The organism is Kluyvera genomosp. 1, assembly GCF_001266615.1.
GTDB classification, from domain to species: Bacteria; Pseudomonadota; Gammaproteobacteria; order Enterobacterales; family Enterobacteriaceae; genus Kluyvera; species Kluyvera cryocrescens_A.
This window is the reverse complement of the sequence record NZ_LGHZ01000038.1, coordinates 203,828-229,790: the sequence shown is the minus strand read 5'-3', so window position 1 is coordinate 229,790 and position 25,963 is coordinate 203,828. Positions and strand designations below refer to the sequence as shown.

The window sequence follows — 25,963 nt, the reverse complement described above, 5'->3', positions numbered from 1 at the left end:
AATGCTATGAAATATTTGGTCACCGGCGCCGCGGGCTTTATTGGTTTTCACGTCAGCCAACGCCTGCTTGCCGCCGGACATCAGGTTGTCGGGATTGATAATCTGAATGATTACTATGACATCAGCCTGAAGCAGGCGCGCCTCGACCAGCTGTCATCAGCGGATTTCCATTTTGTGAAAATGGATCTGGCGGACACGCCAGCCATGGCGGCTTTATTTTCCGAGCAGAGGTTTGACCGCGTCATCCACCTCGCCGCGCAGGCCGGTGTGCGCTATTCACTGGAAAACCCGCACGCCTACGCCCAGGCGAACCTCGTCGGCCATCTCAACGTACTCGAAGGCTGCCGTCATAATAAGGTCCAGCATCTGCTGTATGCCTCTTCCAGCTCGGTCTACGGTCTGAACCGTAAAATGCCTTTCTCCACCGATGACAGCGTAGACCACCCGGTTTCACTGTACGCGGCCACCAAGAAAGCCAATGAGCTGATGTCGCATACCTACTCACATCTGTACGGCCTGCCGACTACCGGACTGCGTTTCTTTACCGTGTACGGCCCGTGGGGTCGTCCAGACATGGCGCTGTTCAAATTCACCAAGGCGATACTCGAAGGCAAAAGCATCGACGTGTACAACTACGGCAAGATGAAGCGCGATTTCACCTACATTGATGATATTGTCGAAGCTATTATCCGTTTGCAGGATGTGATCCCTGAGCCAAACAGCGACTGGACGGTAGAAACCGGCTCTCCGGCGACCAGCTCCGCGCCGTATCGTGTCTACAACATCGGTAACAGCTCCCCGGTGGAGTTGATGGATTACATTACCGCTCTGGAAGAAGCGATTGGTGTAAAAGCCGAGAAAAACTTGATGCCAATGCAGCCAGGCGACGTATTGGAAACCAGCGCCGAAACGCAGCCGCTGTACGATTTAGTCGGCTTCAGGCCGCAATCGTCGGTGAAGGATGGCGTGAAGAACTTTGTCGACTGGTACCGTGCGTTTTATAAGGTGTAAATAGCAAAAAGCCCTCATCAAGAGGGCTTTTTAAATTCCGTTCGCCAGCAAAGTCGCGGCGAACATTTAGCAATCAATCATTACCAAACAGATCGCGGGTATAGACCTTCTCTTCCACATCCGCCAGCTCTTCGGCCATACGGTTGGAGATGATCACGTCCGCTTCCTGCTTAAAGGCCTCGAGATCGCGCACCACGCGTGAATTGAAGAATTCATCTTCCTTCATCACCGGTTCATAAATGATCACCGGAATGCCTTTGGCCTTGATACGTTTCATGATCCCCTGAATGGAGGAGGCACGGAAGTTATCGGAACCGGACTTCATGATCAGTCGGTATACGCCCACCACCTTCGGCTTACGCGCAAGAATAGAATCGGCGATAAAGTCTTTACGGGTACGGTTAGCATCGACAATGGCGCCGATGATGTTATTCGGCACAGACTCATAGTTGGCCAATAGCTGTTTGGTATCTTTCGGCAGGCAATAGCCCCCGTAACCAAACGACGGGTTATTGTAGTGATTGCCAATGCGTGGGTCGAGGCAGACACCTTCAATAATCTGACGCGAGTTCAGCCCCAGGCTCTCGGCGTAGCTGTCCAATTCGTTGAAGTAGGCCACGCGCAGCGCCAGATAGGTGTTAGCAAACAGCTTGATGGCTTCGGCTTCAGTGGAGTCAGTAAACAGCGTAGGAATATCCTGTTTGACCGCACCTTCCTGCAGCAGCGCGGCAAAACGCTCGGCTCGCTCGGAACGTTCACCAATAACGATACGCGACGGATGCAGGTTGTCGTACAGCGCACGACCTTCTCGCAGGAACTCCGGCGAGAAGAAGATATTATCGATGCCCAGTTCTTCTTTAATCGATTTAGTAAAACCAACCGGAATGGTGGATTTGATGATCATCACCGCCTGCGGGTTGATTTCAACAACATCACGGATAACCGACTCAACGCTTGAGGTGTTGAAATAGTTGGTTTTAGGGTCGTAGTCGGTCGGGGTGGCGATGATAACGTAGTCGGCATCGCGGTAGGCGTCATGCTTATCGGTTGTCGCCCGGAAATTCAGCGGTTTTGTCGCCAGATACTCTTCAATTTCTTTATCTACGATCGGCGATTTTTTTTGATTCAGCATGTCGACTTTAGACTGAATGATATCCAACGCGACCACTTCGTGGTGCAGGGCGATCAAAATGCCGTTCGACAGGCCAACGTAACCTGTTCCTGAAATAGTTATCTTCATCGGTTATCTAACTTCTTCCGGTTAAACATTTGAAGGTGAACACGTCACCACCGTGGAACCCAACGTTGTGGTATCGGGTAAGCGTGGGGTCAGTATATCGCGATTTACTGCAACGGCGGCTATCAGACCTGACTGAATGCTGTTTTCTGGGCATAAAAAAGCCCGGAGGAGCGCTCCGGGCCTGCATTTACGGTTGGCTTAAATCAGATTAATCCAGCCATTCGGTGTGGAACACACCCTCTTTATCGGTACGTTTATAGGTATGCGCACCGAAGTAGTCACGCTGAGCCTGAATCAGGTTAGCTGGCAGTACCGCGGCGCGGTAGCTGTCGTAGTAAGCCACTGCCGCAGAGAACGTAGGTACCGGAATACCGTTCTGTACCGCGTAAGCAACAACGTCACGCAGCGCCTGCTGGTAGTCGTCCGCGATGTTTTTGAAGTACGGTGCCAACAGCAGGTTCGCGATGCCCGCATTTTCAGCGTAGGCGTCGGTGATTTTCTGCAGGAACTGCGCACGAATGATGCAGCCCGCGCGGAAGATCTTCGCGATTTCGCCGTAGTTCAGATCCCAGTTGTATTCGTCAGAAGCGGCACGCAGCTGAGAGAAGCCCTGTGCGTAGGAGACGATTTTACCCAGGTACAGCGCACGACGGACTTTCTCGATAAATTCCGCTTTATCGCCAGCCAGTTTAGCCTGCGGGCCAGTCAGCACTTTAGATGCTGCAACACGCTGCTCTTTCAGGGAGGAGATGTAACGAGCAAATACGGATTCGGTAATCAGAGACAGCGGCTCGCCCAGATCCAGGGAGCTCTGGCTGGTCCATTTACCGGTGCCTTTGTTAGCGGCTTCATCCAGAATTACATCAACCAGGTATTTACCTTCTTCGTCTTTCTTGGTGAAGATATCTTTGGTGATGTCGATCAGGTAGCTGCTCAGCTCGCCTTCGTTCCACTCGGTGAAGGTAGTAGCCAGTTCGTCGTTAGACAGGTTCAGGCCGCCTTTCAGCAGAGAATAGGCTTCAGCAATCAGCTGCATGTCGCCGTATTCGATACCGTTATGAACCATTTTCACGTAGTGACCCGCACCGTCCGCACCGATATAAGTCACGCATGGTTCGCCATCTTCAGCCACCGCAGCAATCTTAGTCAGGATTGGAGCAACCAGCTCGTACGCTTCTTTCTGACCGCCAGGCATGATGGATGGGCCTTTCAGTGCGCCCTCTTCACCGCCGGATACGCCGGTACCGATGAAGTTGAAGCCTTCAGCAGACAGTTCACGGTTACGACGAATGGTGTCCTGGAAGAAGGTATTACCACCATCAATGATGATGTCGCCTTTATCGAGGTACGGCTTCAGGGAATCGATGGCAGCATCGGTGCCAGCGCCCGCTTTCACCATTAACAGGATACGACGTGGGGTTTCAAGAGACTCGACGAACTCCTTCACCGTGTAGTGCGGAACCAGTTTCTTACCCGGGTTCTCGGCAACAACTTCTTCGGTCTTTTCACGGGAGCGGTTGAAGATGGAGACGGTATAACCACGGCTTTCGATGTTGAGCGCCAGGTTGCGCCCCATCACTGCCATACCGACAACGCCGATCTGTTGCTTGGACATTACATACTCCTGTCAGGTGTGAGGTTTGGTAGAACGAATCTGCCAATCAAAAACTTGCGCTAATAATATCAGCACAATGCACTTAATGGGATAACTTTAAGTGCACTGATAAACAAACACCTACTTTTAATAAGGTAGATCATCTAAAAAAGGTGATGTTTTATCTTTTACTGATAAGATGGGTTCTTCGGTTATTGGCCACTTAATATTAATAGAGGGATCATCCCATCTAATACTTCGTTCATCCACCTTAGAATAATAATTTGTAGTTTTATATGCAAATTCCGCCTTGTCACTAAGAACTAAGAATCCATGAGCAAACCCAGGAGGAATCCAAAATTGATTCATGTTTTTATCAGACAATACCACCCCGATATACTTTCCAAAAGTCGGTGAACCTCGTCTAATATCGACAGCCACATCATAAACTTCACCAACAAGACATCTAACAAGTTTACCTTGTTCATTTGGTGAAACTTGATAATGGAGCCCTCTTAGGACATTTTTGGAAGATGCAGAATGATTATCTTGCACAAAATCATAGTTCATTTTAGTAATTTCAAAGAATTTTTTCTTATTAAAACTTTCCAGAAAAAAACCCCTATCATCCTTAAAAACATCGACTTCTATTAGTAAGGGCCCAGCAATATCAAAGGACGTAACTTTCATATCTATTCCTAAATTCTATTATGGCACATCAGTTTTAGTAAAATCAATATCCACATCAACCTGAGTTGGTTGAGGGTTGTATTTTTTAAATCGCTGATGGATAGATGGGTAAAAATCATACACCCCAGAATAGTAATCAATGAGATTACCCAATGACTTTTCATCATTTGTAAATTTATATATCAGCGGAGTGGTTTCATTGATAACATTTCTATACAGCGACTCACTAGCTTCATATTTTTTTACATCAGCGACTATGTTATCAAATAAATCCTGCCATGAGCTATAAACTGTCGAGCAGTTTTCAAATTCGCTAGGGAAGAAAACATCATTATAAACGGCAAAAGATACTGAGTTTGATAGGAAAGGTTCAATGAAATACCCATCATACCCTTCACCAAAGGTAATGGTAAAAAGAGAATCTGAAATCAATCTTTTATATTCATCCAAACCGATATTATCAACTATTGTAATGGAATAATCAGGTAACTCTGTTTCAAACTTTAAAATTAGATCATTTTTAGTGAGTCCAGATAAATTGGGTCCAACATCCTGTGATAGAACTATCTGCTTCTTCTTATTTTTAAACTCTGTCTTATAAAAAGTAGGCAGAAAAGGAGTAAGAAGCTTAACAGGACAATTGTAATGTTCCGAGACTTCTTGGGTTGTGTATCGTTCATGCGCTGTCGTAAACGTTACATTATCAGTTAGTTCTCTGCAAAATTCGATATCAGCCTGAGATGGCGCATAATCGTGATTCTGGTCCAAAATATTTATATGTAAAAAAGGAATGCCTTTAAGCCACGCATACTTTGCAGAATCGAGTTTATAGATAAAGTCAGGTAGATAATACTCTGGTATATTTAATGTCAGTTTATCCGGCGAGGTGTTATTTATGATATCGAAAAAATGGATCATAGGGGATGCTTGCCTAAATAAGGAGTATTCAACCGGCTTATTTATCAATGGTAATCCAGACATAATAACTTTGAAATTAAAACCCTGCTCAAGTTCACGACTAAAATATACAAAACGGTTGATCGATAGCATTCCACCACCGATAGTGTCCCTAGCGACGTTAAAATACACAACAAGATGTTTTGCTGTCGTTATATCAGATGTTAAATTATTTTTCTTGCTCAAACGTAAATATATCTCTGTCCATAGCGCAGACATCATATTTTTATTGCGGAATGCGTCCTTCAACACCCAATACAAAGGATATATTACTGGAGGAGTAAATTGTTTAATAAAGTACTTAAGGCCATTTGAAAAAATGGGGGGTAAGATGTTATTACGTATGTTACGTCTTTTACCTCTGTCGATTCCTAGTAATTTATCTTTGCCATCGATATATAAATCAAGCTTTCCGTTAGTATAAAGATTAATTAACTCAATCCATTGAGTCACATTTTTAACCCCCATTGGATTATCAGTAAAAATTCGACACTTAACTAATGGGAATTTATATTTAACTAATCGCAATGCAGGTTCAGCATAGATGCTTGCACCTCTATAAACAACATCAACGAAACAGTCTATTTCAAAATGTTTTTTAATTAGGAACTGAGTCAACCCCATTTCATATTTTAAGCAAACATCAATTCTATTCTCTTCTTTTTTAACACTATTAATAAACTCTCTAAATTCGAGATCATTGATAACATTTTTTCTGAAACAAATAAAATAGCTACCCATGCAAAAGTAAGGTATCTTTTTGGTCGGGATTTTTGCATATTCCTTTAATGTATACAGATGATCATTATTATATTCATCCGTTGAAAGAAGGGCCCAACTGTCAACAGTAATCCGGCTATCCATTTCATTAAATACTGGCTCGAAAGATTGGATAGGGAAACAAGAGTCGTTTGCAAATATTAACTCATCATATTTGCTTATTTCGTCCCATCCAACTAAATTTTTTGCCAATTCGGAATAGGATCCAAAATCATATTTCCCATGTTTAAACCCCCACACATTTTTACAAACTTCTTTTAACTTAGCAATATCTCCAATTGAGAGCTCACCATCAGAAAGGTAGTAAACATCCGCATATTTATTTAATTCAGCAAGATAATCAAACACGTATTGTTGGACAACTTCTTTACTATTATAACCCGCAAACAGACAAATCTTCCTCATGAATCATCACCGTAATAAAAAAGACACAGAATCAGTATCAAAACATGGAATACTCAAGCGATTGAATACGTCTTGACGCTCGTTGAAAAAGTTATCAATGAAAATAGATTTATCTTTAATGTAATCAGCTTTTGACTCGTTAGATTTTAAGTGTATGATTTCGTCGAAAAGGTTTTGCGCGATGTGGTACTTCCTAAGAGTATCAGTTACATCTTGTTCATGCCTTGTTATTAATATGATATTTTTCGCATCATTTTTTGCCTGATAAATTAATGAAATAACATCAGCACATACACCTTGAGAAAGAATTAAAGTGTCATCTAAATCGACATATATATTATCAAACTCATATTCTAATATTCCTTTCGTTACAATCCGTCTTTCTACTTTATTTAGAAATGGATTCTCGATGCATGAAATATTCCTGCCTTTATAATCTTGTATTGCAAGCAGAGGAAGATTGATTCCATGTGCACGCTGAGCAACCATAGTTCCAGCTACACGGCATGATATTTCTAACAATTTCCAGAAGCCATCGTTATTTTTTTTCATCTGAAAAAACCATGGACCTCTAAATGTTATTTTTTCATTAATTTTATTCGCAATTAAGTCCAATATTTCATCATCAAAAACCTCTGATTGCATTGCGATGCCAGCTCTAATACGTGCTCTTGTTCGTGGTTTAGAGTAAATTAATGTACCTTGTCTATCCGTGAAGCAATCTATAGTCGCTTCTTCCCCAGGCAAATATTCAACCAATACAATTCCAGGGTCCTGAGATATTTGCAGAAGATCGTTTTGATTTCTTATAAGCGTGACTCCATTTCCCCCCTGCCCTTGGTCAGGTTTAGCTATTAACGGGAAAACTATAGCCTCAGGGCTATTAAGGTCATATACATCAGGACACCACGAAAAATGAGAAAAAAGACGGTAAGTTTCATTTTTACTTCTCAATATTTCACAGGTTCTTTCATTACCATTGACCAAATAATAATTTTTATCTCTTATCTTTGACAATTTAACCGCCACAGAATCATGCGTGGCAAAAACAACATCAATATTATAATCATCAACTATTTTTTTAAAGACACCTTCAAACTTATCGTCGTCGATAAATGGAACATCAGAAATGTAGTTATCAAAATTTAAACGACCATAATCCTCTACACTTGACGCTCCAAATAAATTTACATGAAGAGAGTATCTTAATGCATCGTATATTTCAGATGCATTTTCTGAACCACATGGGAACACTAGCACATTTATTTTACTTGCCATTTGCATAACCTTCTTAATGACCATGCCCTATAAAGAACTAACGACATCTGAAATATATGACATGTCATTTTCGTTATATCTTTGATCAATTGGTAGATGTATCAGTGAATTAATTAAAAAAGACTCAAATGAATTTAGTGAAAAATTCAGGCATTCCGACCAATAAGTAGGTGTGAATATTTTTTTGTTGACAAGATGTCTTTTAATATTATCTGCTTTATCACAAATAAAAGGGAATGTAAGAGGAACCGAACAAGTTAAATCAGAATCTAAGCAGCTATTAAGCGTAGAAGCAAGTCTCCTGAAGTTATTTATCCTTCGTTCCTTAATATAATTAAGATCACAAGCCATCAAGACGTCATGACTAGCATTTGATATGTTAGAAATGGATTGACAAGAGAAATCATCTTCGTGAACAGCAAACATTTTGTATGCTTTCTCTCGATCCCCCCAACGTCTCTCTAATAAATGAGATATATCGTAGTCATCACTGTTGTAACTGAGAGCTAAAAGTTCGACCTCAGTCGACAAATATCCACCATCAGCAATGCCAATAAACTTCCTAGGTGAATATAATGTCGCGTAAATTGATTCAATTGGTTCAGAAAATAAAGCTTGTGAATTATCGATGATCAGAGATTTTGCAGGGTACTTTTCCGCTAATACTGAGATGCATCTATCGTTTATTCCGAAATAATTTATATATAACAGTTTATCATTTTGACGTAACTCCAAATTTATTGGTTGAAAATCATCATCTAAATGATAAGTTATGAAGTCGATACCACAAGATTTAATAGTTTCAATTATGGATTGACACGCAAAAGCTGGAATATAAATCCTACTGATGCTTTTATCAGATAAGACCAATAATTTTAAAGCAGAGCGAGCAGAATTAAGTGCTATGCCACGTTTAATAAAAAAGTCAATACTATTTAATCTCGGAGAAAGTTCTATTGGTAAAAAACCACCATATGATACATCTTTCATTTTACACACCAAGCAATATTTTTTTAGTCTCAAGAGGACCAATATTCATAAGTACATCGATGATTGAAAGCCCGGGATTGAAATCTTTTTGCCCGGTATAATTTAGTAAATTTGGGCTTATAAACTCGAGGGTTAAATTCTCATCACTAAATTCTTCTATGTTATATAAATCTTTCCCTCCGGGAAGATTTACATATGTTTGAGTATTTTCCCTTTTGCAAATATCTATCACTCGAGCTACACTTGATAAATGACTGTTATTATATATGCTAGATGTCATTATATAATCTATGTTTATTCCACAAAACTGTAGAACATGAATAATACTAAGTTTTGCTAGCTCAGCAATGCTCTTATTTTCAGAGGTAAGTATATTTTCAACTAATGGGAAAACATCCGAGAAGAAAGGTTTTTTAGCGTATGAGAATTTAATAGAATCCAATATCTTTTTAGTTTGCTTATGATGCATTTCAGATATCATAACATCGTTTATATTATTATTAGGTGAACCATTCATTAATGGTAAAGTGAAATACTTCACCTGCCCAGAGAATATAAGCCTATTCCGATTTATCCATCCTCCTTTCATATACCCCACGTCATCATAGAATACAAACCTATCAACACTTGCGGCTAGTTGATAGTAACCTATATAAGGGAAAAGATATGGTTGCATAATTGCAAGCTTCACTTAACTTCCCCTTTAATAATATCTATTACACGAGTTACATCAGCTATAGTCATCGTTGGGTATAATGGTAGACAAATAACCTGTTGTGATCTTAGTCCTGCACGAGGTAGATTTTCTTTTTGAGAGGAAGCTTTATTTTTATACATGGGAAAATCAGAAATCAAAGGATAAAAATAGCGACGAGCAAAAATGTTCTCTTCTTTCATGCGATTATAGAGACTATCCCGTGAACAAGGAAAATCTTCAGTAATAAGCAATGGATAATAAGAATAGTTTCTATTTACCCCATCGGCCACACTGAGAAGTTTTACGCCCTGAATTCCTGACAACTCGGCATCATAGATTTCAGATATCTTACGTCGAAGTTTTACAGCCTTTTCTAAGTGACTTAATTGCAACAAACCAAAGGCAGCGTTAACTTCGCTCATCTTCCCATTAATGCCAGCAGCAACAACAGTGACTTCATCGACAAAACCAAAATTTTTCAGCTGATCTATTTTTTTCTTCATTTCTGGAGTATTACAAATAATAGCACCACCTTCAAACGTATTGAATACCTTCGTAGCGTGGAAGCTTAATATAGATAGATCTCCATGATTCAATACACTTCCATTATTATCTTGCACACCAAATGCATGGGCTGCATCATATATCACTTTAAGATTATGCCTGTCCGCAATATCTTTAATTTTGTCATACTGGCATGGGTATCCATAGCAATGCACCGGCATGATAGCACTTGTTTTATCTGTTATAGCTTGTTCAATTTTGGTGACATCAATATTATAACCATCAGACTCAATATCGACAAAAACAGGTTCCAGATTATTCCAGATAATTGAGTGCGCGGTAGCAACAAATGAGTATGGTGTAGTAATAACTTCTCCAGTAATCTCCAATGCCTGTAGAGCAGTAACTAAAGCAATAGTTGCATTTGAGAAAAGAGAAACATACTTCACACCTAAATATTTTGCCAGTTCATTTTCAAGCTCTACATGAAAAGGACCGCCATTCGTCAGAACTTTATTGTTCCATATTTTTTCCAGATAAGGGATAAATTCACTGAGTTCAGGAAGGTTTGGTTGTGTAACATAGATTGGTTTATTATTCATCACTTTCTCACTGGAAGCCATTTACATATTCAGTAGTAACAATATTTGTATCACCGATTTCTTTTAACTTGTGATTTTCTATCCAAATCACCTTGTCACATATCTTCCGCACAGTCTCAATATCATGACTAACAAGAAGAATTGTGACGCCTTGTTTCTTGAAATCTTCAATTACTTTTATACATTTTCGTTGAAATGCTATATCACCAACGGATAGCACTTCATCAATAATTAGTATATCTGGTTCTATTTGGGATATTACTGAAAAACCTAGCTTTGCAAGCATCCCGCTTGAATATATCCTTATTGGCTCATCGATAAATCCTTCCAATTCAGAAAATTCAATTATTTGATCTATCTTTTCGTTTATTTGTTTTTTGCGCAATCCAAGTAAGGAAGCATTTAATTTTATATTTTCTCTTCCTGTCAATTCGGGATGAAAACCGCCGCCCAATTCAAGCATCGATGCAACCCTCCCGTTTACAGTAACTTTTCCTTTTGTTGGCGCTAAAACACCTGCAACAAGCGATAATGACGTACTTTTCCCGGCTCCATTTCGACCAATTAGAGCGACAGATTCACCTTTAAAAATTTCAAATGATATATCTTCAATAGCCACATAGCTTGTGTTATTGAAAAATGCTTTTATAGATGCTGGTTTAAGAATGAGATTTTTAAGCCCCATGGCAAAATGATGATATAATGGATAAGATTTCGTGACATGATCAAATCTTATAACGCATTCCATTATAGTACCTCTGCGAATTTGGCATTTAGTTTATTATATACAGCGCCACCGAACGCAACTGATATAAATCCAAACAAGAACAATAGATTGAGATAATTCCAGTAAATCACATTTTCCATAAATAATCCTCTCCAACATACAATCATCGGTGTTAAAGGGTTAGAATCAAAAAGCCATAAATACTTTTCTGGCACCATTGTTAGAGAATATAATATTGGTGTCGCATAAAATAACATCATGATAAATAAACTAACAAACCTTTCAGTATCTCTAAAGAATATATTTACAGATGCGAACAGTAATGTAACGCCGAAAGTTAAAATCCCTTGGGCAAGCCCTATTAGTATTATCCCGGGAATCCAGATAAAAGACGGCGTCATTCCATATATTATTAAAAAAACTATTATTACAGGAATTGCAAAAATGAAGTGAAAACATTCCATTAGTACTGTGCCCAATGGAATGATGTATCTAGGAAAACAAGTCTTTTTTATCACCTGTGCATTAGATATATAACCTGTCATTCCCATATTTACAGAGTTTGCAAACCATTGCCATGGAAAAATACCGCTTATCAAAAATAACGTGTAATTATTAATAGGAACCCGCATCACCATTTTGAAAGCAATATAATATATAAATGCGAAGCATAATGGGTTTGCCAATGACCACAAATAACCAAATATATTATTTTTATATCTAACCTTAATTTCCTTACTAGTAATAGTAAGAGTCAAATCGAATAGATATCCAAGTGAGTACTTCATTAATTAAACCTTTTTCAATATAACACCTAGCAACAACGCTATATTGCCTAATAATGATTGTCTATAAACTTTGCTTCTAAAAAAATAAAAAACCCGATAAAATAGACTTGCATTTCTTGCTTTAGTAAAAAAATCATAGGTGTCTTTATTCGCACCTTCAAGTATAGATTTATCAGAGCTCAAAATATCATCGTGAAGGCTATTCCACTTTCTATAATCACCTTTAAAAAGTAATGATAGTCTTTTAACCCTAGCAAATATCCCTTTGTTAGAACCGATAATGTTAGAACCATGTTGTCTGTAATCTATATCTGCATTTGGAGAATAAATTACAGTACCGTTGCAAGCTGTCGCTATCAGATATGCGAGCCAATCGTGACTAATGCAATTAGCCTGAGGTAATGATGATAATATGTTTTTAAGAGAATGGTTAAATACCATTGTATTCCCCCCGGCAATATTCTGTACTAAAGCATTTCTAAAACTTGGTGACCTCTTAAACAGGGGGGAAAAACCTATGGTTGTACCGACCTCATTAACCAATCGAGTTCTACCACAGTATATGTTTGGTGTATTACTATCTAACTCGCACAACCTTGAAACAGCAGTTTTAATCTTGTTGGTATGCCATATATCATCCTGATCACAAAAAGCATAATAGTCAGCAATAATATTCTGGTCATTCACCATTGATAAGAAATTTTCAACGAAACTTTCCTGAGGCCCTTTTCTATAAAAAACATTCTGTAAATTATTATCTAAAATAAATTTTTGAACGATTTTGTACGTATCCTCATTCTTGCTATCATCAGATATGAAGATTGATATTCGGCTATATGATTGATCCACTAGTGATTGGAGTTGTTCTTTAATATACTTATCACCATTATAAGCAGCCAATAATATAGCAACGTGCGGTATAGTATTCACATTGGGCCTTTGTAATTTCCATAACAACTTTTCATGACATCACTAATTATTTAATTAATTATATTAGTTTTTGATCGCGAACTATTTTTTATCAATCAATTCGATTACTGTTCGCTCAACACCTTTTAACCAATTTGGCAAAATAACATTAAACGAATTCTGAAATTTTTCATTTGAAAGTCTGGAGTTTTTAGGGCGCATGGCTGGTGTTGGGTATAGACTAGTTGGAATACCATTTAATTTATTCAACTTTAATAGCATACCATTTTTGCGAGCTATATCAAATAAACTCACAGCAAAGTTGTACCATGTTGTTTCACCGCTAGCAACTAAGTGATAAGTACCAGCTAGACTCGGATTTTTAAAAAATTCACGAATGGCAATAGCTGTACAATCAGCCAATAACTCTGCGCTGGTCGGAGCTCCATGCTGATCATTAATGATCGATAACTCTTCTTTCTCCTGCCCAAGTTTCATCATAGTCTTGATGAAATTGGAACCACGAGAAGCATGAACCCAACTAGTCCGAAAAATAAGATGCCGAGGATTTTCTAGCACTATCGCTTGTTCCCCTGCCAATTTTGTTTTTCCATAGACATTCAATGGGCAAGCTAATTCACTCTCAGTTCGATAATGCTCTCCCTCCCCATCAAAAACATAATCGGTCGAGTAATGAACCAGCAGAGATTTTATTTTCTTAGACTCTTTAGCTAATACTGAAACAGCCCTAGCATTAAGTTGTTCCGCAATCTCATACTCAATTTCGGCCCTATCTACAGCAGTATATGCTGCAGCATTAACAATGACATCAGGCTTAATTTGGTGAATAGTCCGTATAATGCCATCTAAATCATTCAGATCACCGCACAAACTCTTATTTGAGTGATCTACAGCAATGATTTCACCTAACGTTGCTAAGGAGCGTTGAAGCTCCCATCCAACTTGGCCATTTTTCCCTATTAGTAATATTCTCATTATTTATCCAAATAAATTTTAAATATTATCATTAACTAACATTCGTAAATATCGACCATAATCATTCTTCGACATTTTATTTGCCTGTTCAATTACCTGATCACTAGTTAACCAACCTTTTCGGAAAGCGATTTCCTCGAGACATGCCACCTTCATACCTTGACGTTTTTCTATTGTATGGATGAATTGGGATGCTTCAACCAAGCTATCATGCGTGCCGGTATCTAACCACGCAAAACCACGGCCAAGCAATTCAACCTGGAGTTCTCCTTGCTCTAAATACATTTGGTTCAACGTTGTAATCTCAAGCTCCCCTCTTGCAGAAGGTTTTACTTTTTTAGCCATTTCAACTACGTTGCTATCGTAGAAATATAATCCTGTTACAGCCCAACTTGACTTTGGCTTAACCGGTTTTTCCTCAATAGAAATTGCTTTGTAATCTTCATCAAACTCAACAACACCAAATCGTTCCGGATCTAATACCTGATAACCAAAAACAGTTGCACCACAGGTTTGCTGTGCAGCTGATTCAAGCTTCTTGCCAAAACTTTGACCGAAATAAATATTGTCACCTAATACAAGCGCGCAAGGTTCGTTATTTATGAATTTCTCACCAATAATAAATGCTTGTGCTAAACCATCAGGGGAAGGCTGAATTTCATATGATAAATTGATACCAAACTGAGAGCCATCTCCTAATAAACGCTTAAATGATGGCATATCTTCTGGTGTAGTAATTATTAAAACATCCCGAATTCCCGCCAACATTAGCACAGATATAGGATAAAAAATCATTGGTTTATCATAAACAGGTAATAGTTGTTTAGATACACCTTGAGTAATAGGATAAAGGCGGGTTCCTGACCCCCCTGCAAGTACAATACCTTTCATCATCAATTCCTTATTAATCTGTCAACCCTAAACGTTCGCCTGCATAAGAGCCATCCATTACACGCATCCACCATTTTTTATTTTGTAAATACCAAATTACTGTTTTACGAATGCCTGATTCAAATGTTTCTAGTGGAGTCCAACCTAAATCATCTTTTATTTTACTGGCATCAATTGCATAACGTAGATCGTGTCCTGGCCGATCGATAACATATGTTATCAAATCTGAAAACTTACAGATTCCATCTGGTTTCTCTGTGATAATTTCATCAAGAATGGCACAAATGGTTTTAACAACATCGATATTCTTTCGTTCATTATGACCACCAATATTATAAGTTTCGCCACTAACCCCTTCAGTCACAACCTTATATAGTGCACGAGCATGATCCTCTACATAAAGCCAGTCACGAATCTGCTCACCGTTGCCATATACCGGAAGCGGTTTACCTGCTAAAGCATTTAGTATAATTAATGGAATTAATTTTTCTGGGAAATGATAAGGTCCATAATTATTTGAACAATTAGTTACAATAGTCGGTAAGCCATAAGTGCGGCGCCATGCTCGAACAAGATGATCGCTCGATGCTTTAGAAGATGAGTATGGGCTACTTGGAGCATAAGATGTCTGCTCAGTAAACATAGGTAAGATTGTTCCTTCCGCAACCTCATCCGGATGAGGTAAATCGCCGTACACTTCATCAGTTGAGATATGATGGAATCGGAAAGCAGTTTTGAGCGGTTCGCTTAGAGATTGCCAGTATTTACGGGTCTCTTCTAACAGAACATAAGTACCAATGATATTCGTCTCAATGAATGCCGCTGGTCCGGTGATAGAGCGATCAACATGACTCTCTGCGGCCAGATGCATTACCGCATCTGGTTTATGTTCTACAAAAATACGGCCGATGGCCTCACCATCACAGATATCAGCATGCACAAATGAATAGCGCTCGCTATTTTCAATTTCAATCAAAGATTCAAGGTTCCCAGCATACGTCAATTTATCGACATTAATGACGGAGTCCTGAGTATTGCTAATGATATGACGAACTACAGCAGAGCCAATAAAACCAGCACCACCTGTGACCAATATTTTCACGTGATTTATCCGCGGTTACTTTTGGTTAATATGTTAATGTAAAGTCTCTGGATGACCAGTTTGGTAAGACACTCAGACACGCTACCGCCCCAGGCTCTACAGCTACCAGTGCACTGTTAAGAATTAATCAATGGCAGCAATTTTCTGCTAATCAAATTCTTATACAAAAGAGCCCATTTTTCGGATAATTCCTAATAATAAAAAATCATCCGTGTATGAAAAGGTTTCTACTAAGTATCAGATAATCCATCAATTTCTATATAAAAACAAAAGCAGAAAGAAAGGCTACTGCGCGTTTGGCATGGCCCCTCTATTCTGCTATAAGTTGTTCCAAACAAGCGTAGTTATCTTTTACTCCGTCAGCAGCTTCTCAATCCCTTTCCTGAACTTCGCCCCTTCCTTCAGGTTGCGGAGTCCATACTGCACGAACGCCTGCATATAGCCCATCTTCTTACCGCAGTCGTAGCTTTCACCGGTCATTAGCATAGCGTCAACAGACTGCTTCTTAGCCAGCTCAGCAATCGCATCGGTCAGTTGAATACGTCCCCACGCGCCAGGCACGGTTTTCGCGAGTTCAGCCCAGATATCTGCGGAAAGAACATAGCGACCCACGGCCATCAGATCAGAGTCAAGCTCCTGCGGCTGATCCGGTTTCTCGATAAAATCAACGATACGGCTAACTTTACCTTCTACGTCCAGCGGGTCTTTCGTCTTGATCACAGAATATTCTGAAAGATCACCTGGCATACGTTTTGCCAGCACCTGGCTACGGCCCGTCTCGTTGAAACGAGCCACCATCGCTGCCAGGTTATAGCGCAGCGGGTCGGCGCTGGCGTTGTCCAGCACGATATCCGGCAGGACAACCACAAACGGGTTATCGCCGACAATCGGATGCGCGCAGAGAATGGAGTGACCCAGGCCTAAAGGCTGAGCCTGACGAACGTTCATGATTGTCACGCCAGGAGGACAGATAGCCTGAACTTCCGCCAAGAGTTGGCGTTTTACGCGCAGCTCAAGCAGTGCTTCAAGTTCATACGAGGTGTCGAAGTGGTTTTCCACCGAGTTCTTCGATGCATGTGTGACCAGAACGATTTCTTTGATCCCTGCAGCAACGACTTCATCAACGATGTATTGAATCATTGGCTTGTCGACGATCGGCAGCATCTCTTTAGGAATTGCTTTCGTGGCGGGTAACATATTCATACCCAAGCCTGCTACCGGAATGACTGCTTTCAAATTAACCATTATCTTGTCCACCTATATTCGGTTGCTGAATTATAGCGATTAAACATGTTTAATCCACTCTGTTTTGTCATAGTACTGATTCAAGTAGGTGAGATCCCTGAGTGTAGTCCGAGAATAGAGTGGTTTATCGCGCTCAGGGTCGCGGTAGCGTGAAATTCAACCGTTCCACATTCACCACCCGCTGGTCAACATGGTCAATATCTACCGACGATTGCCCTTTCTCATTCACTGCAGTGACGTTTGCCATCGACAGCAGCGTGTCGTTACGCGCCATGAACTTGCCGCGCACATCTTTGCGTAAGTCGAAGTTGATCTGCAGCGCTGCCCCGCGAGAGGATTCCTGCATCACGTTGATATTGCGTAGGAAAAAATGCTGCGGCTTGTTATGAATCTCAAGCGTTGCACGCTTCATGGTAAGGTTAGTGATGGAGACGAACGAGGGATTGTTGCCGGAGGATATTTGAATACCCCGCACGTTATAAGCCAGCTGACTATTATTCAGCTGAATATTATTAAGGCGGAAGTTTTGCGGAATAGACAAGTAGTTACCTTTGATAACACCATAGCCAATTAGCATTCCCGCGCTATTAACCATATCCACACCATCAATAACGAAATTATCACATCCGTATATCGCAACGGTGGCGTTATCTATTCCCGCTTTCTTACTAAAGTCCGGCGTAATATTGCTGGCCTTTACATTGCGGATTATAAAATGCTTCCCATTCTCAACATGAACCAACTGGCGGCAGCTACTACCGGTGATGTTAGCCACGACAAAATTTTTGACCGCCTGCTCTTCAGGATACCCGTTATCGTAGGTACTGCCTGCAAGGCCGATGCCAATACCCCAGTTTACTTTACCGTTGGTGCAGTCAATGTGGTCGATAACGTGGTCGGAGATCAGGATGTTGCGGTCGTTTATTGCCACGTTCCATTCAATCGCGTCACCCTGTAGATAGCTAAAGTGGCAGTGGGTGATGTTGACGTCGACGAACTGGTTATGGAACCCCTGGCGCAGAATGCCGTAGTTGGCTTTGGTGATAGTCAGCCGGGTGATGGTCAGGTTGCGCCACGTGCTCTTGTCTTTACCGCCGATAAAGATCTGCGCCACGGGGCCATAGCCGCTCATCGTCAGCCCGGCAATCGTACAGTTTCCGCCGCGAACATCGATAGCGATGTTATACAGGCTCGCGCTACCGCTGCCGATAATCTGACAGCCTGGTTGCAGGATAAAGCGCCCACGACCGTTCCCTTTCAGGCTACCGGCGATATGCAGGGCTTTCCCGGCCGGAATGGTGATGGCCGTGTTAATGTTATCGCAGATGACCTCTGCCGGAACGATAATGCTGTCTGCCTGGCGAAAGCCCTCGTTAAACGCGCGGATCCAGTCACCATTATGCTCATAATCACGAATATCGGCGGTTTGACTCTTCCCTGCCGCTCGAGCGCTGGCAACGGGTAAAACCGGTAGCGCGGCGGCAAGCGTCGCCCCCGCGGTCAGGAAGTAGCGTCGGGTTAAGGTATGCATCAAGCCTCCTTAGCAAAGCGTGTGCAGCAGGCCAGCCAGCTGGCGGTTAATGACCTGCTGATTAAAATCGGTTTCTACTTTTTCGCGCGCGCGCTTCAGAACCGGCTTCAGGCTCTGTTCATCCATTCGTCCTAAAACCCGCAGTTTTTCGGCCAGTGCCCTGGCGTCATTTTCCGCCACCAGCCAGCCGGAGTTATCGGCATCAATAAGCTCGGGGATACCGCTGTGTACGGTGGACAGCACCGGGATCCCCACCGCCATGGCTTCCATCAGCGCAACTGGGATGCCCTCCATATCGCCATCCGCACCGGTAATCGATGGCAACAGGAATACATCCGCTTCATCCAGCATCGCCTTCACTTCATGGCTCGGCTTGAAGCCGGGCATCTCTACCCGGTCCTCCAGTTGATACTGCTCAATCAGCGTCCGTAATCGCCGCTCCCACGGCCCAATACCCAATATGCGATAGCGAAAATTAACGCCCTGCTCTTTGAGCTGTCGACAAGCTTCAATCGCCACGTGCAGCCCTTTTTTCTCAGTCAGACGCGCCACCGAGATAATCTGCATGCAGTCGTTTGGCGCTTTCATCGGCCGCAGCGCAAAGCGATCCATATTGACGCCCATTCGCGAGACGGTAATTTTATCCGTCGGGCAGCCCATCGCCTGTAAACGGTCGGCCCACAGCTGGCTTATCGGCAGCATCATGTCGCCACGGCGGAACAACTGTTGATATTCACCGGTGTAATGATTGAGTACTTCACGGCTGGAGATATCGATTCCGTGAAAAACGGTAACGATTTTGCCGTGAATGACGTCCAGCTCACGCAATTTCGCTGCCGTGACGCCCGCCGGGCCAAAGTGAGCAATAAACACATCCGCCACAATCGGTGACGGCGTGCGGCTGCATATCGATGACAGAATGAGATTACGCGCCTCCTGACCGTAGCGCTGCGTATTGAGCGCTCGCCAGACGGCGGGACGATGCAGCCCGCACAGGGTGCTGAATCCGCGATAGCGCAGCTTTGCCAGTGCCGTTGGCGGCTCATCCTGCAGCCAGCGGACTTTTTCCGCCAGCCGGTATTTGGTGTAAGCCGCGTGGGTATTGGTCAAATCGCCCTTCTGCAGGGCGATAATCTCGACCTCATGGCCCATTTCAATAAACGCCACGATCTGGTTTAAGACGAACGTTTCGGACGCTAATGGGAATTTCAGCAGGAAAAAACTGACTTTCATCGGCCCTCCCGGATGCGGTTTAACACCGATTCAATCATGGTAAAGCCTTTCTGACGTTCGCCTTCTACCGCCGTCGCCACGCGCTCACCGATCGCCGGCAGTTGATTAAGCATGTCGGCCACCACGCCCTGCATGGAGCCATCCAGCAAATGACGAATATCAATCGCCATCTCCGGCATACCCAGCTGCTGCATGATGCCGGCGGATTTGTGCTCATAGTTAATGGCGATAGCCGGCGTGCCAAAGTTCATTGAAATAATGGCGGAATGCAGACGGGTACCGATGGTCAGTGCACACGAGGCTAAGATTTTGCCAATTTCCACATCGTTAAGTTCATCCATCGCGATATGGAAATGCTCGCGGTTTTCGACATACTGCGACATGCGCAGCGCCACCATCCGGTCGTCCCGGTTGTAGCGGTCGATACTGGTACAGGTTGACAACGCCAGCACCTGGTAGCCGTCCGCAATCATGCGATTCACCACTTCGGCAAAGGCTTTTTCATAAGCCTGCTGGGTGGTGCCCAGGCGCTTATCAAAGGGCTCCAGTTCACGCAGGGTGATCGCCACGGTTTTGCGCTGCGCCGTCAGATTCAGCCAATGCTGTACGGCATAGCTAGGTTCAAAACTGTCGTGACGGTGCTCCACCAGCCACGCGGTATCGACGCCCTGTTCAACCTTACGGGTATCAATCTGCGCCTTTGCCATCAGCTCGCGGCTGACGGTTTCACGCAGGATCAGCGCATTGGTGCGGCCAAAGGCATAGTTTGCCAGTTGGTTGAAGTCCGGGTTCTGGAACGGTCCCACGCTGTGGCCAATCATGTAGATAGGCTTGTTGGCCATAAAGGCGCACAGCGGGTATTCGAAATGGGTCAGACCGTAGAGATCGACGTAGTTCGATCCGCCGACCTGAATTATCGCATCATAGTTGCCGAGAAAACGAACAAACTCATGAAATTCCGGCGCAATGTCAAAGTTGCGCAGCTTGCCTTCGCCGGTCACCTTTGCCAGCAAAATTTTGTGCTGAAAACGGCGGCGCAGCACCTTCTTCACGCGCCCGCTCATGCCCGGCGCGGCCTGCTGTTTCTGGCTGAGCTGATACAGCGGATCGGCGATAATTTCACGCCCCTGCAACCAGGAGGAACTTGTCGGGAAACGGCTCATCACATCCATCTCAACGTCCGGCTGCTGGCGGAGTATCGCATCGAGCAGTCCACGCATAATGGCGCTATCGCCACGGTTACCGCAGGTGTGGTTTCCCAAAATTAATAATTTCATCATGGCCTCATCAAAGGGGTTTCAAGCAAATCAATTAGGAACACGTAATAACGTCTTCAATTTGTCGCTCCGACAGAGCGTTTTTTTAAGTTCAATCACCAGACTGTCTCGGGACAGCACTAGCACCAGGGCGAAGCTCAGCACGCCCGCCAGCACCTGTAGCGCCAGCAGTAACGGCAGCGACACGCTACCCTCCAGCAACCGGCCGACGGCGTAGCTGGTGACCAGCGTCGGCAACGACAACCGTAACGGCAGCCACAGGCTGCGCAAGTAGTCGCGATAGCTTGCGCCGAGTACCGGTTTAATCATCACGAAGTAGCTCAGAATGGTGTTGATGACCTGCACCAGCAGGAAACCTAAGGTGACGCCAATCGCGCCGCCGAGTTGTCCGCCGATAATCACCGCAGGAATAAACAGAAAGGTTTTAAACACGTTGAATTTAAAACTGATATCGACCCGCGCTTTCGCCATCAGCAGTGAGCCAATCGGGTTACCGACCGAACGCAGCAGCCCGACCACACACAGTAGTTGTAGGATAGGCACGATATGCAGCCACTTTTCACCGAAAACCAGTGGGACAAAGTTGTTGCTGACCACCATCAGCCCCAGCAGCGCCGGGAAGTTGATAATCCCCACTACCGACAGCAGCTTGTAGAAGTTCACCCGTAGCTTCTGGGTATCGTCCTGAATTTTGGCAAAGGCTGGGAACAGTACACGGGTGATAATGGGGTTCAGTTTCATTGGCGGGACCACCGCCACGTTATAAGCGAGGTTGTAGCCACCGGCCACGCTGGCGCCGAGTATGCGCGCCAGGGTCAACGTCGACAGGTTGGTGTTGACGTAGTTAATGATGCTGTCGGCGGTTAACCACGCGCCGAAGCGCAGGTTCGGCACCACGGTCGTCAGCGAAAAATGCAGCCCCGGACGGTAGATCTTGCGGCCAAAATAGCCGAACAGCAGCGTACGTACCGCGCTGTTGACCAGATAACCGAGAATGGCGGTCATCGCCAGCGGCCAATAACAGGCGCTGATCACCGTGAAGGTAAAACCGGACAGCACCGCCGCGGTTTCAATCGAGCCAATCTTGTTAAACTCCAGCTCTTTTTGCATTAACGCACGGAACTGCTGGCCGTGGGGGATCACCACGAACGCCAGCGACAGCGTTTTAATCAACGGCGCCAGATCCGGGTTGTGCAGCACGCGAGCGATAGTCTCGCTCAGCAGATAAACTGTCGCGCAGACCACCAGCCCTAGCCCCACGTTCAGCCAGTAGAGCGTGGTCAGCTCCAGATGGCTTATCTCTTTACGCTGGATAATCGAGTTGGCAATGCCGAAATCTGACAGCGTATCCGCCAGCGCAATGATCACTAATGATACGGTCAGCAGGCCAAACTGGTGGCCGTCAAACAGCCGCGCCAGCACGGTCATCTGTGCCAGCCCCAGACCAATAATCACCACCGTTGCCATCGCCGACCATTTCGCGCCGCTGATGGTTTTTTCTCTCAGGCCCATGTCACTTCCTCAATAGGCTGCTTTGTTGACAAAGCCTTTGAATACCGTCAGGAACACAATGCGGATATCGAGCCACAGGCTCCATTCACGGATGTATTCGAGGTCGAACTCCACCCGCTTTTCCATTTTTTCCAGGGTATCGGTTTCACCGCGCCAGCCGTTGATCTGCGCCCAGCCGGTGATCCCAGGTTTCACTTTGTGACGTAGCATGTAGCCCTCAATCAGCTGGCGGTACTGCTCGTTGTGCGCAACCGCATGAGGACGCGGGCCCACAATAGACATGCCACCGGTGAGCACGTTGATAAACTGCGGCAGCTCATCGAGCGAAGTACGGCGCAGGAAGTTACCGACTCGGGTGACGCGCGGGTCATTTTGCGTCGCCTGAGTCACCACCGTGTCGTTCTCCATCACCTTCATCGAACGGAATTTCCACACTTTGATAGGCTTACCGTCCATGCCGTAACGGGTCTGGCGGAAAATAATCGGCCCCGGCGAGGTCAGCTTCACTGCCAGCGCAATGCAGCATAGCGCGGGTGAAATCAGCAGCAGAATGCACAGCGCCAACACAATATCCTCAAGGCGTTTGATGATGCGGTTAACCCCGGACAGCGGTGTGTCATACAGCGGCACCAGCGGAATACCGTTGACCACTTCCACCCGCGAGTGAAGCATATTGAAAGTGAACACATCGGGGATCAGCAGCACCGAACAGGTGGTGTCGGCCAGATCGCGTACCAGATTTTTGATATCGCTCTCTTCCTGCATCGTCATCGAGATATAGACGTTGTGGATTTTGCCGCTGCGCGCATCGTCACGCAGTTGATCGAGGTTCCCCACCCAGCCCGCATCAACGCCACCGGGTTTAGCATCGTAATAACTGCCCACCACTTCATAGCCGAGCCACGGCTGATTGCGGAAGCTCTCCAGTAGTTCCTGGCCTTCTGGCATATCGCCCGCCACCGCCACGTAGCGAGTGTTGTAGCCACGGTGACGCAGTACGCCCGCGCCGTAGCGAATGAACGCGCGGCTTGCCAGCATGCCGACGGTGCTCAGCAGATACCACGCCAGCCACATGCCGAAGTTGGTATTGAAATCATCGCTAAACGCCAGTAAACCTGCGGCAAACACCAGGCTCAGCGTCCAGTTTTGCAACAGCAGCAACAGTTCTGTGGTGATGCGGACGCCGCGCCATGAACGATAAAAATCGGTGATCCCGCCAATCATCTGGAACACCACCAGCGTGACCAGCGCCATCAGCAAATGCAGGTACAAAAATGGCAACGCGACGGCCTGACATACCAGCCACAGTCCACCTAACATGATGGTGATGTCCGAAAAACGCTGCACCATTGAGATTAACGATGCATTCGTTTTGGCTCGTTCGCGCTTTATTAGAGTCGTCATCGTTGGTCCTATTTCGTCAATATTCCCCCTCACCCCGCCCTCTCCACAAAGGGGCGAGGGCGAAAACCGTTTCCCGCCAAGGCTCGAACGGTCACCGCTCCCCTGTGGGGAGAGGGTTCGGGTGAAAGGAATAACAATTACTGATTCAGCAACGCCAGAATGTCCTGCGTTCGCGCCTGCATCAGCGGTGAATTACCACGAGACTCCACGTTCAGGCGCACCACCGGTTCGGTGTTGGATGAACGCAGATTGAAGCGCCAGTCAGCAAAAGCCAGGCTGATGCCATCGGTGCGGTCAATTTCCAGTGCGCTGCCAGCGAAATGAGCTTCAACGCGGGCAATCGCCGCGCCCGGCTCGGCCAGCTTGCTATTGATTTCGCCACTGGCCGGGAAAGCGGCCATTCGGTCGCGCACCAGTTCGCCCAGCGATTTGCCTTTCAGACACAGCAGTTCGCTCACCAGCAGCCATGGGATCATGCCGCTGTCGCAGTAGGCAAAATCACGGAAGTAGTGATGCGCGCTCATCTCGCCGCCGTATACCGCGTCGTCCTGGCGCATCCGTTCCTTGATAAAGGCGTGACCGGTTTTTGACATCACCGGTGTGCCGCCCGCCGCCGTCACCACATCGACGGTGTTCCAGGACAGGCGCGGGTCGTGAATGATTCGCGCACCGGGATTCTTCTCGAGGAACGCTTCCGCCAGCAGGCCGACAATGTAGTAGCCCTCAATGAACTGTCCTTTTTCGTCGAAAAGGAAGCAGCGGTCAAAATCACCGTCGAAGGCGATGCCCATATCGGCACCGTATTTGATCACCGCGTCGCGAGTGTCATCGCGGCATTCAGGTAGCAGCGGGTTGGGGATACCATGAGGGAAAGTGCCGTCTGGGGTGTTATGCACTTTAATCAGATTGACCGGCACGTTCAGCGCCTTAAAACGCGCTTCCAGCGCATCAATCACCGGGCCTGCCGCGCCGTTGCCGGAGTTGACCACCAGCTTCAGCGGCGTCAGGTTTTTCACGTCGATATAGCCCAGCAGGTGTTTGATATAGGCGTCCTGCAGATTAATTTTCTGGTAGCTGCCGCGCTGATCCTCATCCACCGGCGGGAAATCATTGGCCTCGGCCAGACGCTGCACATCACGCAGGCCGGTATCGCCGCTGATCGGACGCGCACCCTCGCGCACCAGCTTCATGCCGTTGTAGTCCATCGGGTTATGGCTGGCCGTCACTTCAATGCCTCCATCAACGCCAAGATGGAAAGTGGCAAAGTAAATTTCTTCGGTGCCGGAAAGGCCGATATCCAGCACATCAACACCCGCATCGCGCAGCCCGCGCGCCAGCGCCATCTTCAGCGCTTCGCTGGTCAGACGTACATCGCCGCCCAGCACGATGGTTTTCGGCTTCAGGTATTCGCCGTAGGCGCGGCCAATGCGCCACGCGATATCTTCGTTGAGCTCTTCGCCCAGCTTGCCGCGAATGTCGTAGGCTTTAAAACAGGTTAATTTTTTCATGTTCTTACCTTTCTTCAGGCAACAGTTGGCCCTGACCGCGAGGGCCAAACTTTTGAGTTTCATGATTTGCCGGTGGACGCTAAACGTCCGGT

The 25,963-nt window shown here is 44.8% G+C and carries 22 protein-coding genes; 1 reads left to right on the top strand and 21 read right to left on the bottom strand.

What is annotated here, in order from left to right; genetic code table 11:
- Nucleotides 1–6: 6 nt before the first annotated feature.
- Nucleotides 7–1,011, top strand: coding sequence for an NAD-dependent epimerase (locus KP80_RS19345; RefSeq protein ID WP_052285267.1), 1,005 nt, complete (start codon nucleotides 7–9; stop codon nucleotides 1,009–1,011).
- Nucleotides 1,012–1,084: 73 nt separating this feature from the next.
- On the opposite strand, the gene ugd is transcribed toward KP80_RS19345, so the two are convergent.
- From ugd to cpsG, 21 genes are all read right to left on the bottom strand, one after another.
- Nucleotides 1,085–2,251, bottom strand: a complete 1,167-nt coding sequence (gene ugd / locus KP80_RS19340) for a UDP-glucose 6-dehydrogenase (RefSeq protein WP_052285266.1) — start codon at nucleotides 2,249–2,251, stop codon at nucleotides 1,085–1,087.
- A 208-nt stretch (nucleotides 2,252–2,459) separates the two neighbouring features.
- Nucleotides 2,460–3,866: an NADP-dependent phosphogluconate dehydrogenase gene (gndA, locus tag KP80_RS19335; RefSeq protein WP_052285265.1), complete on the bottom strand. Its 1,407-nt coding sequence runs from the start codon at nucleotides 3,864–3,866 to the stop codon at nucleotides 2,460–2,462.
- 126 nt (nucleotides 3,867–3,992) lie between these two features.
- The gene (gene rfbC / locus KP80_RS19330) at nucleotides 3,993–4,535 is read right to left on the bottom strand and encodes a dTDP-4-dehydrorhamnose 3,5-epimerase (RefSeq protein WP_052285264.1); all 543 of its coding nucleotides are present in this window, start codon (nucleotides 4,533–4,535) and stop codon (nucleotides 3,993–3,995) included.
- A gap of 18 nt (nucleotides 4,536–4,553) precedes the next feature.
- Nucleotides 4,554–6,677 (bottom strand): rhamnan synthesis F family protein, encoded by a 2,124-nt coding sequence (locus KP80_RS19325; RefSeq protein ID WP_052285263.1) that lies wholly within the window; start codon nucleotides 6,675–6,677, stop codon nucleotides 4,554–4,556.
- Between the two features lie 6 nt (nucleotides 6,678–6,683).
- Nucleotides 6,684–7,955, bottom strand: coding sequence for an ATP-grasp domain-containing protein (locus KP80_RS19320; RefSeq protein ID WP_052285262.1), 1,272 nt, complete (start codon nucleotides 7,953–7,955; stop codon nucleotides 6,684–6,686).
- Nucleotides 7,956–7,982: 27 nt separating this feature from the next.
- On the bottom strand, nucleotides 7,983–8,945 hold the full coding sequence (locus KP80_RS23150; protein ID WP_156315695.1) for a hypothetical protein: 963 nt from the start codon (nucleotides 8,943–8,945) through the stop codon (nucleotides 7,983–7,985).
- A gap of 1 nt (nucleotide 8,946) precedes the next feature.
- The gene (locus KP80_RS19315; RefSeq protein WP_052285261.1) at nucleotides 8,947–9,636 is read right to left on the bottom strand and encodes a WbqC family protein; all 690 of its coding nucleotides are present in this window, start codon (nucleotides 9,634–9,636) and stop codon (nucleotides 8,947–8,949) included.
- Complete coding sequence (locus KP80_RS19310; RefSeq protein ID WP_419772964.1) at nucleotides 9,633–10,769, bottom strand: DegT/DnrJ/EryC1/StrS family aminotransferase; 1,137 nt, start codon at nucleotides 10,767–10,769, stop codon at nucleotides 9,633–9,635. The genes KP80_RS19315 and KP80_RS19310 overlap by 4 nt, the downstream gene beginning before the upstream one ends.
- Nucleotides 10,756–11,496, bottom strand: coding sequence for an ABC transporter ATP-binding protein (locus KP80_RS19305; protein ID WP_052285260.1), 741 nt, complete (start codon nucleotides 11,494–11,496; stop codon nucleotides 10,756–10,758). The genes KP80_RS19310 and KP80_RS19305 overlap by 14 nt, the downstream gene beginning before the upstream one ends.
- Nucleotides 11,496–12,263 (bottom strand): ABC transporter permease, encoded by a 768-nt coding sequence (locus KP80_RS19300; RefSeq protein WP_052285259.1) that lies wholly within the window; start codon nucleotides 12,261–12,263, stop codon nucleotides 11,496–11,498. Before KP80_RS19300 ends, KP80_RS19305 begins: the two co-directional genes overlap by 1 nt.
- A gap of 3 nt (nucleotides 12,264–12,266) precedes the next feature.
- On the bottom strand, nucleotides 12,267–13,193 hold the full coding sequence (locus tag KP80_RS19295; RefSeq protein ID WP_052285258.1) for a glycosyltransferase: 927 nt from the start codon (nucleotides 13,191–13,193) through the stop codon (nucleotides 12,267–12,269).
- An 81-nt stretch (nucleotides 13,194–13,274) separates the two neighbouring features.
- On the bottom strand, nucleotides 13,275–14,168 hold the full coding sequence (rfbD, locus tag KP80_RS19290; RefSeq protein WP_052285257.1) for a dTDP-4-dehydrorhamnose reductase: 894 nt from the start codon (nucleotides 14,166–14,168) through the stop codon (nucleotides 13,275–13,277).
- 18 nt (nucleotides 14,169–14,186) lie between these two features.
- Nucleotides 14,187–15,059 carry a glucose-1-phosphate thymidylyltransferase RfbA gene (gene rfbA / locus KP80_RS19285; protein WP_052285256.1) on the bottom strand — a complete coding sequence of 291 codons (873 nt, stop codon included), beginning with the start codon at nucleotides 15,057–15,059 and terminating at the stop codon, nucleotides 14,187–14,189.
- A gap of 13 nt (nucleotides 15,060–15,072) precedes the next feature.
- Nucleotides 15,073–16,161 carry a dTDP-glucose 4,6-dehydratase gene (gene rfbB / locus KP80_RS19280; RefSeq protein WP_052285255.1) on the bottom strand — a complete coding sequence of 363 codons (1,089 nt, stop codon included), beginning with the start codon at nucleotides 16,159–16,161 and terminating at the stop codon, nucleotides 15,073–15,075.
- Between the two features lie 351 nt (nucleotides 16,162–16,512).
- A complete protein-coding gene (galF, locus tag KP80_RS19275; protein ID WP_052285254.1) occupies nucleotides 16,513–17,406 on the bottom strand; it encodes a UTP--glucose-1-phosphate uridylyltransferase GalF in 894 nt (297 codons plus the stop codon).
- Between the two features lie 133 nt (nucleotides 17,407–17,539).
- Nucleotides 17,540–18,937, bottom strand: a complete 1,398-nt coding sequence (gene wcaM / locus KP80_RS19270; protein WP_052285253.1) for a colanic acid biosynthesis protein WcaM — start codon at nucleotides 18,935–18,937, stop codon at nucleotides 17,540–17,542.
- Between the two features lie 9 nt (nucleotides 18,938–18,946).
- Nucleotides 18,947–20,170, bottom strand: coding sequence for a colanic acid biosynthesis glycosyltransferase WcaL (gene wcaL / locus KP80_RS19265; RefSeq protein ID WP_052285252.1), 1,224 nt, complete (start codon nucleotides 20,168–20,170; stop codon nucleotides 18,947–18,949).
- Nucleotides 20,167–21,447: a colanic acid biosynthesis pyruvyl transferase WcaK gene (gene wcaK, locus KP80_RS19260; RefSeq protein ID WP_052285251.1), complete on the bottom strand. Its 1,281-nt coding sequence runs from the start codon at nucleotides 21,445–21,447 to the stop codon at nucleotides 20,167–20,169. Before wcaK ends, wcaL begins: the two co-directional genes overlap by 4 nt.
- 30 nt (nucleotides 21,448–21,477) lie before the next feature.
- On the bottom strand, nucleotides 21,478–22,959 hold the full coding sequence (locus KP80_RS19255) for an MOP flippase family protein (protein ID WP_052285250.1): 1,482 nt from the start codon (nucleotides 22,957–22,959) through the stop codon (nucleotides 21,478–21,480).
- A 9-nt stretch (nucleotides 22,960–22,968) separates the two neighbouring features.
- The gene (gene wcaJ / locus KP80_RS19250) at nucleotides 22,969–24,363 is read right to left on the bottom strand and encodes an undecaprenyl-phosphate glucose phosphotransferase (RefSeq protein WP_052285249.1); all 1,395 of its coding nucleotides are present in this window, start codon (nucleotides 24,361–24,363) and stop codon (nucleotides 22,969–22,971) included.
- 137 nt (nucleotides 24,364–24,500) lie between these two features.
- A complete protein-coding gene (cpsG, locus tag KP80_RS19245) occupies nucleotides 24,501–25,871 on the bottom strand; it encodes a colanic acid biosynthesis phosphomannomutase CpsG (RefSeq protein WP_052285248.1) in 1,371 nt (456 codons plus the stop codon).
- Nucleotides 25,872–25,963 lie beyond the last annotated feature (92 nt).